14 protein-coding genes are annotated in these 14,875 nt (G+C 72.2%); 13 read left to right on the top strand and 1 reads right to left on the bottom strand.

All coding sequences use genetic code 11. The features are described from left to right. From infB to H5411_RS29560, 4 genes are all read left to right on the top strand, one after another. Positions 1-2,512 (top strand): translation initiation factor IF-2 (gene infB / locus H5411_RS29545; RefSeq protein ID WP_183125708.1); only part of this gene is annotated, 2,512 nt, incomplete at its 5' end. 170 nt (positions 2,513-2,682) lie between these two features. After that, positions 2,683-2,976 (top strand): DUF503 domain-containing protein, encoded by a 294-nt coding sequence (locus tag H5411_RS29550; protein ID WP_183125709.1) that lies wholly within the window; start codon positions 2,683-2,685, stop codon positions 2,974-2,976. 34 nt (positions 2,977-3,010) lie between these two features. Continuing rightward, on the top strand, positions 3,011-3,484 hold the full coding sequence (gene rbfA, locus H5411_RS29555) for a 30S ribosome-binding factor RbfA (RefSeq protein WP_037369137.1): 474 nt from the start codon (positions 3,011-3,013) through the stop codon (positions 3,482-3,484). Between the two features lie 4 nt (positions 3,485-3,488). Further along, positions 3,489-4,322 carry an alpha/beta hydrolase gene (locus tag H5411_RS29560; RefSeq protein WP_183125710.1) on the top strand — a complete coding sequence of 278 codons (834 nt, stop codon included), beginning with the start codon at positions 3,489-3,491 and terminating at the stop codon, positions 4,320-4,322. A 26-nt stretch (positions 4,323-4,348) separates the two neighbouring features. Here the strand turns inward: H5411_RS29560 and H5411_RS29565 are convergent, their stop codons facing one another. Next, positions 4,349-5,383, bottom strand: coding sequence for a TRM11 family SAM-dependent methyltransferase (locus H5411_RS29565; RefSeq protein WP_183125711.1), 1,035 nt, complete (start codon positions 5,381-5,383; stop codon positions 4,349-4,351). Positions 5,384-5,408: 25 nt separating this feature from the next. Between H5411_RS29565 and H5411_RS29570 the strand changes: the two genes are divergently transcribed. From H5411_RS29570 to rpsO, 9 genes are all read left to right on the top strand, one after another. Then, positions 5,409-6,419 carry a DHH family phosphoesterase gene (locus tag H5411_RS29570; protein WP_183125712.1) on the top strand — a complete coding sequence of 337 codons (1,011 nt, stop codon included), beginning with the start codon at positions 5,409-5,411 and terminating at the stop codon, positions 6,417-6,419. 743 nt (positions 6,420-7,162) lie between these two features. Beyond that, a complete protein-coding gene (locus tag H5411_RS29575) occupies positions 7,163-8,500 on the top strand; it encodes an MATE family efflux transporter (RefSeq protein ID WP_183125713.1) in 1,338 nt (445 codons plus the stop codon). A 57-nt stretch (positions 8,501-8,557) separates the two neighbouring features. Beyond that, the gene (locus H5411_RS29580; RefSeq protein ID WP_183125714.1) at positions 8,558-9,379 is read left to right on the top strand and encodes a PhzF family phenazine biosynthesis protein; all 822 of its coding nucleotides are present in this window, start codon (positions 8,558-8,560) and stop codon (positions 9,377-9,379) included. Positions 9,380-9,491: 112 nt separating this feature from the next. After that, a complete protein-coding gene (locus H5411_RS29585; protein WP_101440545.1) occupies positions 9,492-10,811 on the top strand; it encodes an MFS transporter in 1,320 nt (439 codons plus the stop codon). A 385-nt stretch (positions 10,812-11,196) separates the two neighbouring features. Beyond that, positions 11,197-12,117 (top strand): tRNA pseudouridine(55) synthase TruB, encoded by a 921-nt coding sequence (truB, locus tag H5411_RS29590; protein WP_183125715.1) that lies wholly within the window; start codon positions 11,197-11,199, stop codon positions 12,115-12,117. Between the two features lie 41 nt (positions 12,118-12,158). Next, positions 12,159-13,124 carry a bifunctional riboflavin kinase/FAD synthetase gene (locus H5411_RS29595; protein ID WP_101440543.1) on the top strand — a complete coding sequence of 322 codons (966 nt, stop codon included), beginning with the start codon at positions 12,159-12,161 and terminating at the stop codon, positions 13,122-13,124. Positions 13,125-13,287: 163 nt separating this feature from the next. After that, positions 13,288-13,764, top strand: coding sequence for a helix-turn-helix domain-containing protein (locus tag H5411_RS29600; protein WP_101440542.1), 477 nt, complete (start codon positions 13,288-13,290; stop codon positions 13,762-13,764). Positions 13,765-13,767: 3 nt separating this feature from the next. Further along, complete coding sequence (gene thpR, locus H5411_RS29605) at positions 13,768-14,244, top strand: RNA 2',3'-cyclic phosphodiesterase (RefSeq protein WP_183125716.1); 477 nt, start codon at positions 13,768-13,770, stop codon at positions 14,242-14,244. A gap of 164 nt (positions 14,245-14,408) precedes the next feature. Next, positions 14,409-14,678, top strand: a complete 270-nt coding sequence (rpsO, locus tag H5411_RS29610; protein WP_009080476.1) for a 30S ribosomal protein S15 — start codon at positions 14,409-14,411, stop codon at positions 14,676-14,678. Positions 14,679-14,875 lie beyond the last annotated feature (197 nt).

Here is a 14,875-nt window from a genome sequence, read left to right on the forward strand (position 1 = left end):
GGCCCCGAAGCAGCAGGACTCGTCGTCCGCCGGTTCGGTCGTGCCGCCCAAGCCGCAGGGCCCCAAGCCCGGCGGTCCGAAGCCCGGTCCGCGCACCCCGCGGGTCGGCAACAACCCGTTCGGCGTCGGCTCCGGGTCCCCGGCTCCGCGTCCGCCCGCCCGTCCCGGCCCCGGCCAGGGCGGCGACAGCCGTCCGCCGCGTCCCGGCGGCGGCCAGGGCGGCGGCGAGCGTCCGCCGCGTCCCGGCGGGCAGGGCGGCGGCAACCGGCCGAGCCCGGGCAACATGCCCCCGCGCCCGAACCCCGGCATGATGCCGGGCCGCGCCCGTCCGGCCGGACCGGCAGGCGGCCGCGGCGGTCCCGGCGGCGGCGCTGGCCGTCCCGGTGGCGGCGGCGGTCGTCCCGGCAGCGGCGGCGGTGGCGGCGGCTTCCGCGGCGGCCCCGGTGGCGGCGGCGGTGGCGGCGGTTTCCGTCCCGGCGGCGGCGGTGGCGGCGGTTTCCGTCCCGGTGGCGGCGGTGGCGGCGCCCCGGCAGGCGGCGGCGGTTTCCGCGGCGGCGGCGGTCGTGGCGGCCCCGGCGGCCGCGGCGGCACGGCCGGTGCTTTCGGCCGTCCAGGCGGGCCCTCGCGCAAGGGCCGCAAGTCGAAGCGGCAGAAGCGCCAGGAGTACATGGACAACATGCAGGCGCCCAGCGTCGGCGGCGTCCGCCTGCCCAAGGGCCAGGGCGAGACGATCCGGCTGCCGCGCGGCGCTTCGCTGACCGACTTCGCCGAGAAGATCGACGCCAACCCGGCTTCGCTGGTGCAGGTGCTCTTCCACCTCGGCGAGATGGTCACCGCGACGCAGTCCGTGTCGGACGACATCCTCGAGCTGCTCGGCGGCGAAATGAACTACAACGTTCAGGTCGTCAGCCCCGAGGAGGAGGACCGCGAGCTCCTGGAGACCTTCGACATCACCTACGGTGAGGACGAGGGCGGCGAGGAGGACCTGCAGGTCCGTCCGCCGGTCGTGACCATCATGGGTCACGTCGACCACGGTAAGACCCGATTGCTGGACACCATCCGCAAGACGAAGGTCCGCGAGAGCGAGGCCGGCGGGATCACCCAGCACATCGGCGCCTACCAGATCGAGACCGAGCTCGAAGGCGTGCCGCGGCTGATCACCTTCATCGACACCCCGGGTCACGAGGCGTTCACCGCCATGCGTGCCCGAGGCGCGAACTCGACCGACATCGCGGTGATCGTGGTGGCGGCCGACGACGGCGTCATGCCGCAGACGGTGGAGGCGATCAACCACGCCCAGGCCGCGAAGGCCCCGATCGTGGTCGCGATCAACAAGATCGACAAGGAGGGCGCGAACCCGGACAAGATCCGGCAGCAGCTCACCGAGTACAACCTCATCGCCGAGGAATACGGCGGCGACACGATGTTCGTCGAGATCTCCGCGCGGGAGAACATCAACATCGACGGGCTTCTCGAGGCGATCCTGCTGACCGCGGACGCGGCTCTGGACCTCCGGGCCAACCCGGACATGGAGGCGCAGGGCGTCGCGATCGAGGCGCACCTCGACCGCGGCCGCGGCCCGGTGGCCACCGTCCTGGTCCAGCGCGGCACGCTGCGCGTCGGCGACTCGGTCGTGGCGGGCGACGCCTACGGCCGCGTCCGCCGGATGGTCGACGAGCACAACGAGGACGTCACCGAGGCGCTGCCCTCGCGTCCGGTCCAGGTCATCGGGTTCACCTCGGTGCCGGGAGCGGGCGACACCTTCCTGGTGGTCGACGAGGACCGCGTCGCCCGGCAGATCGCCGAGCGCCGCTCCGCTCGCACCCGCAACGCGCTCAACGCGTCGCGGCGCAAGCGGGTCAGCCTCGAGGACCTCGACTCCGCCTTGAAGGAGACGAGCAGCCTCAACCTGATCATCAAGGGCGACAACTCGGGTACCGTCGAAGCCCTCGAAGCGGCGCTGCTGCAGCTGGACGTCGGCGAAGACGTCGAACTGCACGTGGTCCACCGCGGCGTCGGCGGCGTGACCGAATCGGACATCGACCTGGCGACCGCGTCCGACGCGATCGTCCTCGGGTTCAACGTCCGGGCGCAGGGCAAGGCGACCGAGCGGGCCACCCGCGAGGGCGTCGACGTGCGCTACTACACGGTCATCTACCAGGCGATCGAGGAGATCGAGCAGGCCCTGAAGGGCATGCTCAAGCCGGAGTACGAAGAGGTCGAACTGGGCCGCGCCGAGGTCCGGGACGTCTTCAAGTCCTCCAAGATCGGCACGATCGCCGGTTGCCTGGTCATGTCCGGCGAGATCCGGCGCAACGCCAAGGCCCGCCTCCTGCGCGACGGCAACGTCATCGCGCAGAACCTGCCGATCAACTCGCTGCGCCGGTTCAAGGACGACGTGGTCGAGGTCCGGGAAGGGTACGAGTGCGGTCTCACGCTGGGCTCGTACAGCGACATCAAGGTCGACGACGTGATCGAGACCTACGAACAGCGGGAGAAGCCCCGTAGCTGACGGCTCCCGTGGGGGAGGGGCGTGCTCGCAGGCTGCGCTCGCCCCTCCCCGCCGCCAGCGTGTTGTGCGGGGGTCGAACCCCCGCGCCCCCGCCAGGGGGCAAGCCCCCTGGACCCCCGCCGGGGTCCAGCCGGGCTTTTCCGTCGAGTTTTGTAGGTTGGTGGCTGGCTTTGTTTGTCGGAGCCTTGGAGCTCGACGTGCTGCTCGACGACGTGCATTCGTTGAAGCAGAAACGATCCGTGGTGCGGCCGGTGGTGGCCGAACTGCGGAAGCGATTCGCCGTCTCGGTCGCCGAGGCGGGATATCTGGACCTGCACCGGCGCGCGCTCATCGGCGTCGCCGCGGTCGCCCCCGACGGCGAGCACATCCGGGACGTGCTCGACGCGTGCGAGCGCTTCGCGGCCGGACGCCCGGAATTCGAGCTGCTCTCCGCGCGCCGCCGGCTGCTCGGCCCGGACGACTAGAACACCGGGAAATCCGGAGAAGGAGACCTCAGCCATGGCCGATCCCGCTCGGGCACGCAAGCTCGCCAAGCGGATCTCGCAGATCGTGGCCTCGGCGATCGAACACGACGTCAAGGACCCGCGACTGGGCGCGGTGACCATCACCGACGCCCGCGTCACTGCGGACCTGCACGACGCCACGGTGTACTACACGGTGCTCGGCGAAACCGTCGACGCGGAACCGGACTTCGCGAGCGCCGCGGCCGCGCTGGAGGCCGCGCGCGGCGTCCTGCGCACGAAGGTGGGACAGGGCACCGGCGTCCGCTACACCCCGACGCTCACCTTCGTCGCCGACAGCGTCCCGGACGACGCCCGCCGCATCGAAGAACTGCTCGCGAAGGCCCGCGAATCGGACGCCGAGGTGGCGCGCCGGGCGACCGGAGCGCAGCCCGCGGGCGAAGCGGACCCGTACAAGGCCCCTCGTGCCGAAGAGGACGAGGAGCAAGCAGAAGAGGAGACGCGCGGCTGAAGCGATGCGGTCAAAGCCCGGTGTCACGCGACGCGGCCTGCTGCTCGGCGGTCCCGCGGCGCTCGTCGCCGCCTGCGCCGGGCGCTCCGCCCCGGTGGCTGCGCCGCCCTCGGCTGCCCCGGCCTCCAGCCCGTCGCCCCTGAAGGCGTCGATCACGATCCACCGCAGGCACTCCGCGGCCCGCGGCCGGGACGTCGACGTGGTGCTCATGACGCCCGACGGCGTTCCCAGCACCGGCCTGCCGGTCTGCGTCGCGCTGCACGGCCGAGGGGCGAACGCCCGCACGTTCCTGGACCTGGACCTGCCCGCGGCCCTCACCGCAGCGGTCCGGTCCGGGACCCCGCCGTTCGCGGTCGTCGCGGTCGACGGCAGCCACTACTGGATGCCCGACGGCAGCGACGACCCGCACCGGATGCTCACCGACGAACTCCCCGGCTGGCTGTCCGAATCCGGACTCCGCCCGATGGCCGGGCTCTTCGGCATCTCGATGGGCGGCTTCGGAGCACTGAACCTGGCCCGCCGCCGTCGTGACGTGACCGCGGTGGCCACCTGCAGCGCGGCCCTGTTCCGCACCTGGCCGGAAGCCCGGACCCGGCACGTCTTCGCGTCCCCGGACGACTGGACGGCCGCGGAACCGCTGCAGCACGTGGACGAACTCCCGTCCCGCGGTCTCGGCGTGTGGTGCGGGGACGGGGATTCTTTCGTGGCCGCCAACCGGAAGCTGATCAGCACCGCCCATCCGGAGGTCGCGCGGATCACGCCGGGAAAGCACACCTCGGAGTACTGGAAGGGCGTTCTGCCGGAGGTGCTGCGCTTCCTCGGGCCGCGCGTGGCGTAGCCGGATCACCGGTCTCCGCCGCGGCTTCAGACGGGCTTTCCCGCCACCACGAGATCGCGCACGATCGCCTGGTCCACCCGGTGCGCCAGTTCCTCGTACGGCCCGCCCGAGCGCACCGCAAGCCCCGCTCGTTCCAGGATCGCCACCAGGTCCTCCCGCGGCAGCACGTGCGTGTTCCACGAGATTCCCAGCGCACCGCCCGGCCGGAGCACCCGGTTCCACACCGGGATCGCCGCCGCGAGCAGGTCGCGCGGGCTGCGAGCCAGTCCGGTGTCGCGGTGGCTGCCGTGCTGCACGCCGTACGGCGCGTCGGTCACGATCAGGTCCACCGACGCCGGGCGGAGGACCTCGTCGGTGGTCAGGGTGTCCGCGTTGAGGTAGCTGAGCCGCCGGGTGCGGCCCGCCTTGTAGTCGTCCTTGTCGAACGCGTACTCGATGTCCAGTCGGCGGCCGAGGCGGACCTTGTTGCGGCGCAGCTGGCCGGATTCCGCGGTGTGCTTCACGCGCTTCGTGCGCAGCCACGTCTTCACGAACTGTTCGTACGCTTCGAAATCGCGCTCGTCGACGTCGAGGCCGGTCGCGTCGAAGCCGTACATCACGGCCTGGTTCAGCGTCGTCCCGCGGCCGCACAGCGGGTCGAGGACATGCAGTTCGCGGTCCGTCCAGTCCGCGGGCCGCGAGGTCGCCAGCAGGGTGAGGTTGAGCAGCAGTTTCGTGAACTGCTCGTTCGTCTTGCCCGGGTACTTCTGGATAGTCAGCAGGTCGGAGTCCGCCTTCGCCAGCGGGTGCACGGCGACCGGCCGCAGCACGCCGTCGCCCAGTTCGAACAGGGCGTACAGCGAGGACAGGTTCGACAGCAGCGCCAGGTCGCGCTCGCCGAGCGGGGCCGCGCAGGCGAATTTCACGTACCCGACACCGCCGAGTTCGATCTCTTCGATCGCCGACACCTCGGCGGAAAGACCGGCGCCGAAGGCCGCCAGCTCGGCGCGCAGCAGCGCCGGCGACGACGCGGCGTACACGCGGTTGGCGGAAGGCAGAACGAGGATCACGTACTCAGGCATCCCGCAGAGCGTAGCGTGACACATCGTGACAGCTTCCCTGGTACAGGACATCGAGGCCGCCGCCGCACTGCTGGCCGGGGCCACCGACGTGACGCTGCTCGGACACGTGCGCCCCGACGCCGACGCCCTGGGCAGCGCGCTCGCCCTCGGCCACGTGCTGCATCGTGGTGGCGCGCGCGTGCGAGTCGCCTTCGGCGAGCCGGACGAGGCCCCCGAAACACTGGCCTGGCTGGACGTCGACGGCCTGATCACCCCGGTCGACGCCCTCCCTCCGACGGACGGCGTGCTCGTCGCGCTCGACACTCCGACCCTGGCCCGCCTGGGCAGGCTCGCCCCGAGGGTCGCCGCGGTCCGCGACGCGGGCGGTTCGGTCCTGGTCGTCGACCACCACGCGACGAACGGCCGCTACGGCACCCATCACGTCGTCGACGACACCGCCGAGGCGACGGCGATCCTGGTCACGCGGATCATCGAGGCGATGGGCGTCGAACTGGACGCGCCCGCGGCGCGCTGCCTGTACGCCGGGGTAGTCACCGACACGAGCGGCTTCCGCCGGGCAAGCCCCGAAACCCACCGGATCGCGGCGCGCCTCCTGGAAGCCGGGGCGGACCCGGGCGAAGTGGCCCGCCGCATCGTCGACGACCACCCGTTCGCGTGGCTGCCGATGCTGGCGACGGTCCTGTCGGAAGCGCGCCTGGAACCCGAAGGGGCCCAAGGGTTCGGCTTCGTCCACACGGTAGTGCGCGCGGCCGCGGCGGCGACGGTGCGACTCGAAGAGGTGGAGTCAGTGATCGACGTGGTGCGCGCTACCCGGGAGGCCGGAGTCGCGGCGGTGCTGAAGGAGGCCGGGCCTGGTCCAGTGTGGACGGTCTCGCTGCGCTCCGCGGGCGACATCGACGTGTCCGCCGCAGCCGCGGAATTCGGCGGGGGAGGCCATCGGATGGCCGCGGGGTGCACCGCGGAGGGCCCGGCGGAGGACGTCCTGGAGCGGCTGCGGGAGGCGCTCGAGAGGGCGCCGTTGCTGCGGGCTTCCTGATCCCGCACCGCTTCTTCGCTCTTTTTCCATTTAAGGACCCCTCTCGTCGCCGCCCGGTCCAATGCCAGGGGCGTAAAGCGGCGACCGGACTGGGCAATCAGAAAAGCCAGGTGAGGACGAACCGGGCATTTCGCGGAGGTTGGGTCCTTTGTGGACGCCTGGCGGCCGGTGCGGCCACCCCCTTAAGCCCTGGCATTGCGGCCAGGTCTGTGAAAGGCCCCTTCACGGACCATCCGCCGAAACGATTCGTGATGGCCGCTTTCACGGACGCGCGATGGTATGCCTGGGAAGCGCCGGAACGAGACACCAGGCTCGCCGTCCGGCCTGCCGGAGGAGGAAGCCGGGCACGTTGGCCGACCTTTCGCCGCAGGACAGAGGTTCGCCGCCCGGTCCGCCGGCGCGGGAAACGAGGCTGCCCTCCGGCTCGTTGGAGCGTGGAGCGGTGCTTGCTGTCTCGGCTGGCGGAGCAGGGCGTCGGTTGGCTGTCCGGGGATGCCGCGCCCGCTGCCCGGCCTGCCGGAGCGGGAAACCATGCCTGCCCTCTGGTCCGCCGGAGCGGGAAACGAGGTTTGCCCTCCGGCTCGTTGGAGCGTGGGAGCGATGCGTGCTCTCCAGACCGGCCGAGCAGGACGTCGGTCCGCCGTCCTGCGATGCCACCCGCCGCCCCGCCCTCCGGGAGCGGGAAACCAGGCCCGCCCTACGGCCCGCCGGAATTGTCGGTCCCGGTGGCTACTCTCGTCCCCGTGTCCGAAAACGCCACGACCACCGCCGTCAGCGGTGACCGCATCCCGCCCCGCCGAGTGTTCGGCCTCGCCGTGCCCGCGCTCGGCGTGCTCGCCGCCGAGCCGCTCTACGTGCTGGTCGACACCGCCGTCGTCGGCCACCTCGGGGCGTTGCCGCTCGCCGGCCTCGCGCTGGGCGGGGTCGTGCTGTCGCAGATCTCCACCCAGCTCACCTTCCTGTCCTACGGCACCACCTCCCGCACCGCGCGGCTGCACGGCGCGGGCAGGCGTTCCGACGCGGTCCGCGAGGGCGTGCAGGCCACCTGGCTCGGCGTGCTGGTCGGGCTGGTGCTGCTCGTCGCCGGGCAACTGCTGGCCGAGCCGATCGCCCGCGCGCTTTCGGGCAGCGACGAGATCGCCGCGGCGGCCGTGTCGTGGCTGCGGATCGCGTTGTTCGGCGCGCCGCTGATCCTCGTCACGATGGCGGGCAACGGCTGGATGCGCGGAGTGCAGGACGCCACCCGCCCGCTGCGCTATGTGCTGGCGGGCAACGGAATCTCCGCCATCCTGTGCCCCGTTCTGGTGTATGGCGCCGGCCTCGGGCTGGAGGGGTCGGCGATCGCGAACGTCGTCGCGCAGGTCGTGTCCGCGTCGATGTTCCTCGCCGCGCTGGTGCGGGAAAAGGTGCCGTTGCGGCCGGATTTCCCGGTCATGCGGGCGCAACTGGGCCTCGGCCGGGACCTCGTCCTGCGCAGTTTCGCGTTCCAGGCCTGCTTCGTTTCGGCCGCCGCGGTGGCCGCGCGCACGTCGACCGAGGCAGTCGGGGCGCACCAGGTGGTCCTGCAGCTCTGGACGTTCCTGTCCCTGGTGCTCGATTCGGTCGCGATCGCCGCGCAATCGCTCGTCGGCGCGGCGCTCGGCGCGGGAGCGGCTCGGCAGGCGCGTGGGGTGGCCACGCAGATCACCGGCTACGGCCTGGTCCTCGGCTGCTTCCTGGGCGTGCTGTTCGCGGCGTTGTGGAGCGTCCTGCCGCACGCGTTCACGTCCGATCCGGGAGTGCTCGGCGAAATCCCGCACGCCTGGTGGTTTTTCGTGGCGCTGCAACCGATCGCGGGTGTGGTGTTCGCGCTGGACGGCGTCCTCCTCGGTGCGGGCGACGCCGCCTTCCTCCGCACCGCGACGCTCGTCAGCGCCGGTCTCGGGTTCCTGCCGCTGATCTGGCTGTCGCTGGCGCTGGGCTGGGGGTTGAGCGGGATCTGGAGCGGATTGTCGCTGTTCATGGTGTTCCGGCTGGCGGCCGTGGTGGCGCGATGGCGGTCCGGGCGGTGGGCCGTGGTCGGCGCGGTGCGGGAGGCGTGATGGCGTAACGGCAAAACCCGCTCGCCGCCGTCGCCCGGCGGATGCGAGGGTGGGCGCATGCCGAAGTTCACCCAGGTCGACGTCTTCACCGACGAGCTCACCCGAGGCAACGCGCTCGCTGTCGTGCACGGCGCGGACGGGCTGTCCGACGAGCGGATGGCCGCGTTCGCCCGCTGGACGAACCTCAGCGAGACCACGTTCCTGCTGCAGCCCTCCGACCCGGCCGCCGACTACCGCGTCCGGATCTTCACCCCGGGCCGGGAGCTGCCGTTCGCCGGGCATCCGACGCTCGGGTCCGCGCGGGCGTGGCTGGCCGCCGGGGGAGAGCCGAAAGCCGGGCACCTCGTGCAGGAATGCGGGGCCGGGCTGGTCCGGGTGCGCCGCGACGGCGACCGGCTGGCGTTCGCCGCGCCTCCGCTGCGCCGCAGCGGTCCGGTGGACGACGCCGACCTCGCCGCCGTGAAGCGCGGCCTGCACCTCGGCGACGCCGACGTCCTCGACGCGCGGTGGGCGGACAACGGCCCCGGCTGGGTCGCGCTGTTGCTGCGCGACGCGGCGACCGTCCTCGCGATCGAGCCGGACTTCGGTGCACTCGGCTCGTTCAAGGTGGGCGTCGCCGGTGCGCAGCCGGCCGGATCCGACACGGCGTTCGAGGTCCGAGCGTTCAGCGACGTCGTCGAGGACCCGGTCACCGGCAGCCTCAACGCGGCGCTGGGCCAGTGGCTGATCGGCGACGGCATCGCGCCGGAGTCGTACGTCGCGGCGCAGGGCACGCGGCTCGGCAGGCGAGGACGGGTGCACGTCGAACGAGACGGCGACGACGTGTGGGTCGGCGGCGAAACCGTCGTCGGGATCCGGGGCGAAGTGGATCTGTGGTGAATCCCACCGGCGTTACGGCTATGTATCGAGGTTGCTGAGGCGATACAACTATCGAGGCGGCAGCGTCGTCGTCCTCCTCTGTCCGACGCTCGCCTGCTCTCTGGAGGAACTCTTGACGCCCGCCGGCCGCGCCCCTGTCCGGTCCTGGCTCATCTGGCTCACCGCGGTCACGGTGTACCTGCTCGCCGTCTTCCACCGCACCTCGTTCGGCGTGGCCGGGCTGAAGGCGGCCGAACGCTTCGGCGTCGGATCCGCCGCGCTCGGCATCTTCACCGTGCTTCAGGTCGGCGTCTACGCGGCCATGCAGATCCCGACCGGAGTGCTGGTCGACCGCTACGGCCCGCGCCGCGTGCTCACCGCCGCCGTCCTGATCCTCGGCTCCGGGCAGCTGCTGCTCGGACTCGCCGACACCTACGCGCTCGGCCTGCTGGCCCGCGGTGTCCTCGGCTTCGGCGACGCGCTCACCTTCGTCAGCGTCCTGCGCCTCGTCGCGGCGCACTTCCCAGCGCACCGATACGCGCTGCTCGCGTCCTTCACCTCCTGCGTCGGCTACATCGGCAACCTCATCGCGACCGTCCCGCTCACCCTGCTCCTCGACGGTCCAGGATGGACAGTCACCTTCCTCGCCGTCGGCGCGGTGACGGTGCTCTACGCGGTGCCGGTCGCGTTGCGGGTCCGCGACACCCCGGACGGCGTGCCGGAACGCAAGCGCGAACCCGTGCGCCCGGCGGAACTCGGCCGGCAGGTCAAGCTGGCCTGGCGAACCCCCGGCACCCGGCTGGGTTTCTGGGTGCACTTCTCGACGATGTTCGCGCCGAACGTGCTGACCCTGTTGTGGGGCATGCCTTTCCTGGTGCAGGGCGAGGGCTTGCCCGCAGCGACGGCCAGCGCGCTCCTGACGGTGTTCGTTTTCGGCTCCATGGCGGGCGGCCCGCTGCTGGGCGCGGTGATCGGCCGCGCCCCGGCGCTGCGAGTGCCGCTGGTCGTCGGCTACCTCGTCGGCGCGACGATCGTGTGGGCGGTGCTGCTCGGCTGGAACGGCCACGTCCCGGTAGGCGTCCTCGTCCCGGCCTTCGCCTTCCTGACGCTGGGCGGCCCGGCATCGATGATCGGCTTCGCCGTCGCCCGCGACTACAACCCGCTGTCGCGCGTCGGCACCGCGACCGGAGTGGTGAACGTCGGCGGCTTCCTCGCGACCACCGTGACCGCACTGCTGATCGGCATCCTGCTCCAGGCGACCGGCGGCAACTTCCGGATCGCGCTGCTGGTCATCGTGGGCGTACTGGCGGTTGGCGCGTCGCGAATGCTGGTGTGGTGGCGGAGGGCCCGCGCCCACGTGTTCGCCGCGGCGGCCCGAGGAGAAGAAGTCCCGGTCCAGATCCGGCGGCACCGCTGGGACCGCGCCCCGGAAGAGGCCGCGGCCGCCGCCTGAGCCAGCTGCCCTGACCGGTTCGACGGCCCGGGACGTTCGCCGGGTCGGTTGCCCGAGCCAGCCGCCCGAGCCGGTCGAGTGTCAGGGAGCCAGCTGTCCTAGGCAGTCGCCCGCCAGGGCCGTCGCCCGAGTCGGTTGCCCCTGGCGGGGTTGCCGGGTCGGTTGGCGGTGGGGAGCGCGTGTCCGGGCCGACTGCTCAGGGCGCTTGCCCGAGCCAGCCGCCCGAGCCAGTCGACCCCGCCGGACCAGTCGACAAGCCAAATCGCCCAAGCCGCTCCCGCCATCCGGACCGGCCCCCACCACCTCACCACCCCGCAACCCCTTCCAGCGCACCCGCTCGAACCGGGTGCCAGCCGCGAAACGAAGCCTAGGTAGGGTTTCCGCCGTGTCTCGCCCGAAAGAACCGCGTCGTCCCGCCCCGCCGCCCGGATTGCTCATCGTCGACAAACCGGCGGGCATGACGTCGCACGACGTGGTCGCGCGGGCGCGGCGGATCATGGGCACCCGCAAGGTCGGCCACGCCGGCACGCTCGACCCGATGGCGACCGGCGTGCTGGTGCTCGGCATCGAGCGCGCCACCAAACTCCTCGGCCACCTCGCCCTCGACCGCAAGACCTACTTCGCCACGCTGTCGCTCGGCCGGTCCACCACCACCGACGACGCCGAAGGCGAACCGCTGGCCGAAAACGATGCCGCGCCGGAAACCCTGGCCGCCGTCACCGACGAGCAGATCGCGGACGGCATCGCCGCGTTGACCGGCGACATCCAGCAGGTGCCCAGCGCCGTCTCCGCGGTCAAGATCGACGGCAAGCGCGCGTACGCCCGGGTGCGCGCGGGAGAAGACGTCGTCCTCCCGCCGCGGCCGGTGACCGTGCACCGGTTCGACGTTCTCGGCGTCCGCCGCGAGGAGGACCGCATCGAACTCGACGCGATCGTCGAATGCTCGTCCGGCACCTACGTCCGCGCGCTCGCCCGGGACCTCGGCGCCGGGCTCGGCGTCGGCGGGCATCTGAAAGCCTTGCGCCGCACCACAGTCGGGCCGTTCACGCTCGCCCGCGCGCGCACGCTCGACCAGCTCGAAGAAAAACCGGAACTGTCGCTGGACCTCGACGCCGCCGTCGCCGCCGCGTTCCCGCGCCGGGATCTCGACGCCGCCACCGCCAAGGCCGTCCAGTACGGAAGGCGCATCCCGGCAGCGGGCATCGACGGCACGTACGGCCTGTTCGCGCCGGACGGCCACGTGCTCGCCCTGGCCTCCGACACCGAGGGAGTGACCCGGTCGGTGGTGGTCCTCCTGCCCGCATAGGGTGGGGGCAAAGGCACCTTGCTCGGGGAGAGTTGACAACAGTGCAGCGGTGGCGTGGGCTCGGGGACCTCCCGGGCGGCTGGGGACGATGCGTGGTCACCATCGGCGTGTTCGACGGCGTGCACCGCGGGCACCAGGAACTGATCAAGCGCACCGTGGCGACGGCCGCCGAACGCGGCGTGCCCAGCGTGGTGCTGACCTTCGACCCGCATCCGTCCGAGGTGCTGCGCCCGGGCAGCCATCCCGCGCAGCTGACCACCCTGCGGCGCAAGGCCGAGCTGGTCGAGGGGCTCGGCGTGGACGTGTTCTGCGTGCTGCCCTTCACCCTGGAGCTGTCCCGGCTCAGCCCGCACGAGTTCGTGCACGAGGTGCTGGTCGACCGGCTGCACGCGGCCGCGGTGCTGGTCGGCGACAACTTCACCTTCGGGGCCAAGGCCGCGGGCAACGTCGCGCTGCTGCGCGAACTCGGCCGCCGGTTCGGGTTCGTCGCCTACGGCGCGGAACTGCAGGGCCGTTCGCTCGACGACGACCGCGGCGCCAACGACATCACCTTCTCGTCGACCTACGTGCGCTCGTGCATCGACGCCGGCGACGTGGAGGCCGCGGCCGACGCGCTCGGCCGTCCGCACCGGCTGGAGGGCATCGTCGTCCGCGGCGACGGCCGGGGCCACGACCTCGGCTACCCGACGGCCAACCTTTCCACCGCGCGGTTCGCCGCCGTGCCCGCCGACGGCGTCTACACGGCCTGGTTCACCCGGCTGTCCGACCCGGGCCGCCGGCTGCGCGCGGCGGTCTCGGTGGGCACGAACCCGACGTTCTCCGGCCGCGAGCGCACCGTCGAGGCGTTCGTGCTGGACGTCGACGAGGACTTCTACGGCCAGCACGTCGCCCTGGACTTCGTCACCCGGTTGCGGGACCAGGCGCGGTTCGGCGCGTCGGCCGATCTCGTGAAGAAGATCGACGAGGACGTGGCCCGGACCAGGGAAGCGCTCGGCTCGGACAGCTGAGCGGACCCGGCCCCGGAGCGGGCCGGACCGGGGGCGAATCGGGCGTTCCGGCCCGCCGGGGGCGTCCGGGGTGGCAAGATGGGCCGGCGGCGCCGGGCCGGTGGACCAAGGTGGGCCGGCCGCACCGGGCCGCGGGACGACAGCGCTAGGGGAGCGGAGCTAGGTGGAGGACCACAAGATCGTCCAGCGGAACATCGCGCTGCAGCGGGAGTGGTACGGGGAGCCGCTGGGCGATCGGGTGCGCCGGCTGGTCGTGGCCTTCGACGTGTCGCAGGCGTTCCTGGCCGAGGTGCTGGGGATCAGCGCGCCGATGCTGAGCCAGGTGATGAGCGGGCGGCGGGCGAAGATCGGCAATCCGGTCGTGCTGGCGCGGATGATCATGCTCGAACGCAAGATCCTCGTGCCCGAGGTCGCCGCGGGCGACCGCGACGCGATGCAGGCCGCGCTGGAGGACGTGCGCGATTCGCGGCCCACCGTCGGCCGCGACAACATCCCGGTCAGCTCGGACGAGAAGATCCTGCTCGCGGGCATCCGGGACGTCGCCGAGGACGAGAACCTCGCCGAGGCGGCGAAGCTGCTCGACGAGGACTTCCCGGCGCTCGCCGACCTGCTCCGCCGCGCGGGAGCGTCGGGCCAGTAGCCGATGCGGCTGTTCACCGCGCTGCGCCCGCCCGCCGACGTCGCGGCGGAGATCGCCGCCGCGCTCGGCTCCCGGGACCGGCTGCTGCGCTGGAGCGATCCGGCCGGCTGGCACGTCACGCTGGCTTTTTACGGCGAGGCGGACCCCGCCGAACGCGGCGGGGTCCTCGACCGGGTGCTGGACGGCCGGAAATCCGTTGACGTCCAGCTCCGCGGTTCGGGAACATTTCCGGGAGTGCTGTGGTTGGGAGTGGCAGGGGAGGACCTCGCCGATCTCGCCGCGGCCGTGGGCTCCGACGAGGACCGGCCCTACCGGCCGCACCTGACGCTGGCGCGCTGCTCCCGCACGCGGCCGCCGACGGCGTGGACGGAACACCTCGCGGATTTCCGCAGCCGGGTGTGGACCGCGGACCGGGTCGAGCTGATGGGCGGCGGCAGCCCGTACCGCACGCTGCGGGCCTGGCCCCTGCGGCGCGCGTGAGGCCGTCCTGCCCAGCTAGCCGCACGCGCCGGAAGCCGCAGTTCAACCGGCTGGTAACCTCAGAAACCGGGTCCGGCTGCAGTCCGTGGCGGCCGCGACCGTCTCACCCGGCCGCGCAGCGCGGTGCGGGCCTCACGGCACGAGATGCACAAGGAGCACCACCAGTGGCGCTGTCCACCGAAGAGAAGAAGACGATCCTCGCCGAGTACGGGCTGCACGACTCGGACACCGGATCCCCCGAGGCCCAGGTCGCGCTGCTGACCAAGCGGATCATCGGCCTCACCGAACACCTGAAGACCCACAAGCACGACCACCACTCCCGTCGCGGTCTCCTGCTGCTGGTCGGCCGTCGCCGCCGGCTGCTGAACTACACGGAAAAGGTGGACGTGGCGCGGTACCGCGACCTGATCAAGCGTCTCGGCCTGCGTCGATAGCGTGCTGACGAGGGGGAGCGGCTCCGGCCGCTCCCCCTCGCCGCAAGCACACCCCCCACACGGCGCGAGCGCGCTGGAGGAACGATCTCGCCGGTCCTCGGTAGTGGTTCCCGGGCAACGGACCCGGGGGCTTCGATCGAAGACCGGCCTCACACCTCCTCGAGCGTCCTCGGGCGAACCGGGTCCCACAGTGGGAG

Origin of the sequence: Amycolatopsis echigonensis, from assembly GCF_014174495.1 — a bacterium.
Lineage (GTDB): Bacteria > Actinomycetota > Actinomycetes > Mycobacteriales > Pseudonocardiaceae > Amycolatopsis > Amycolatopsis echigonensis.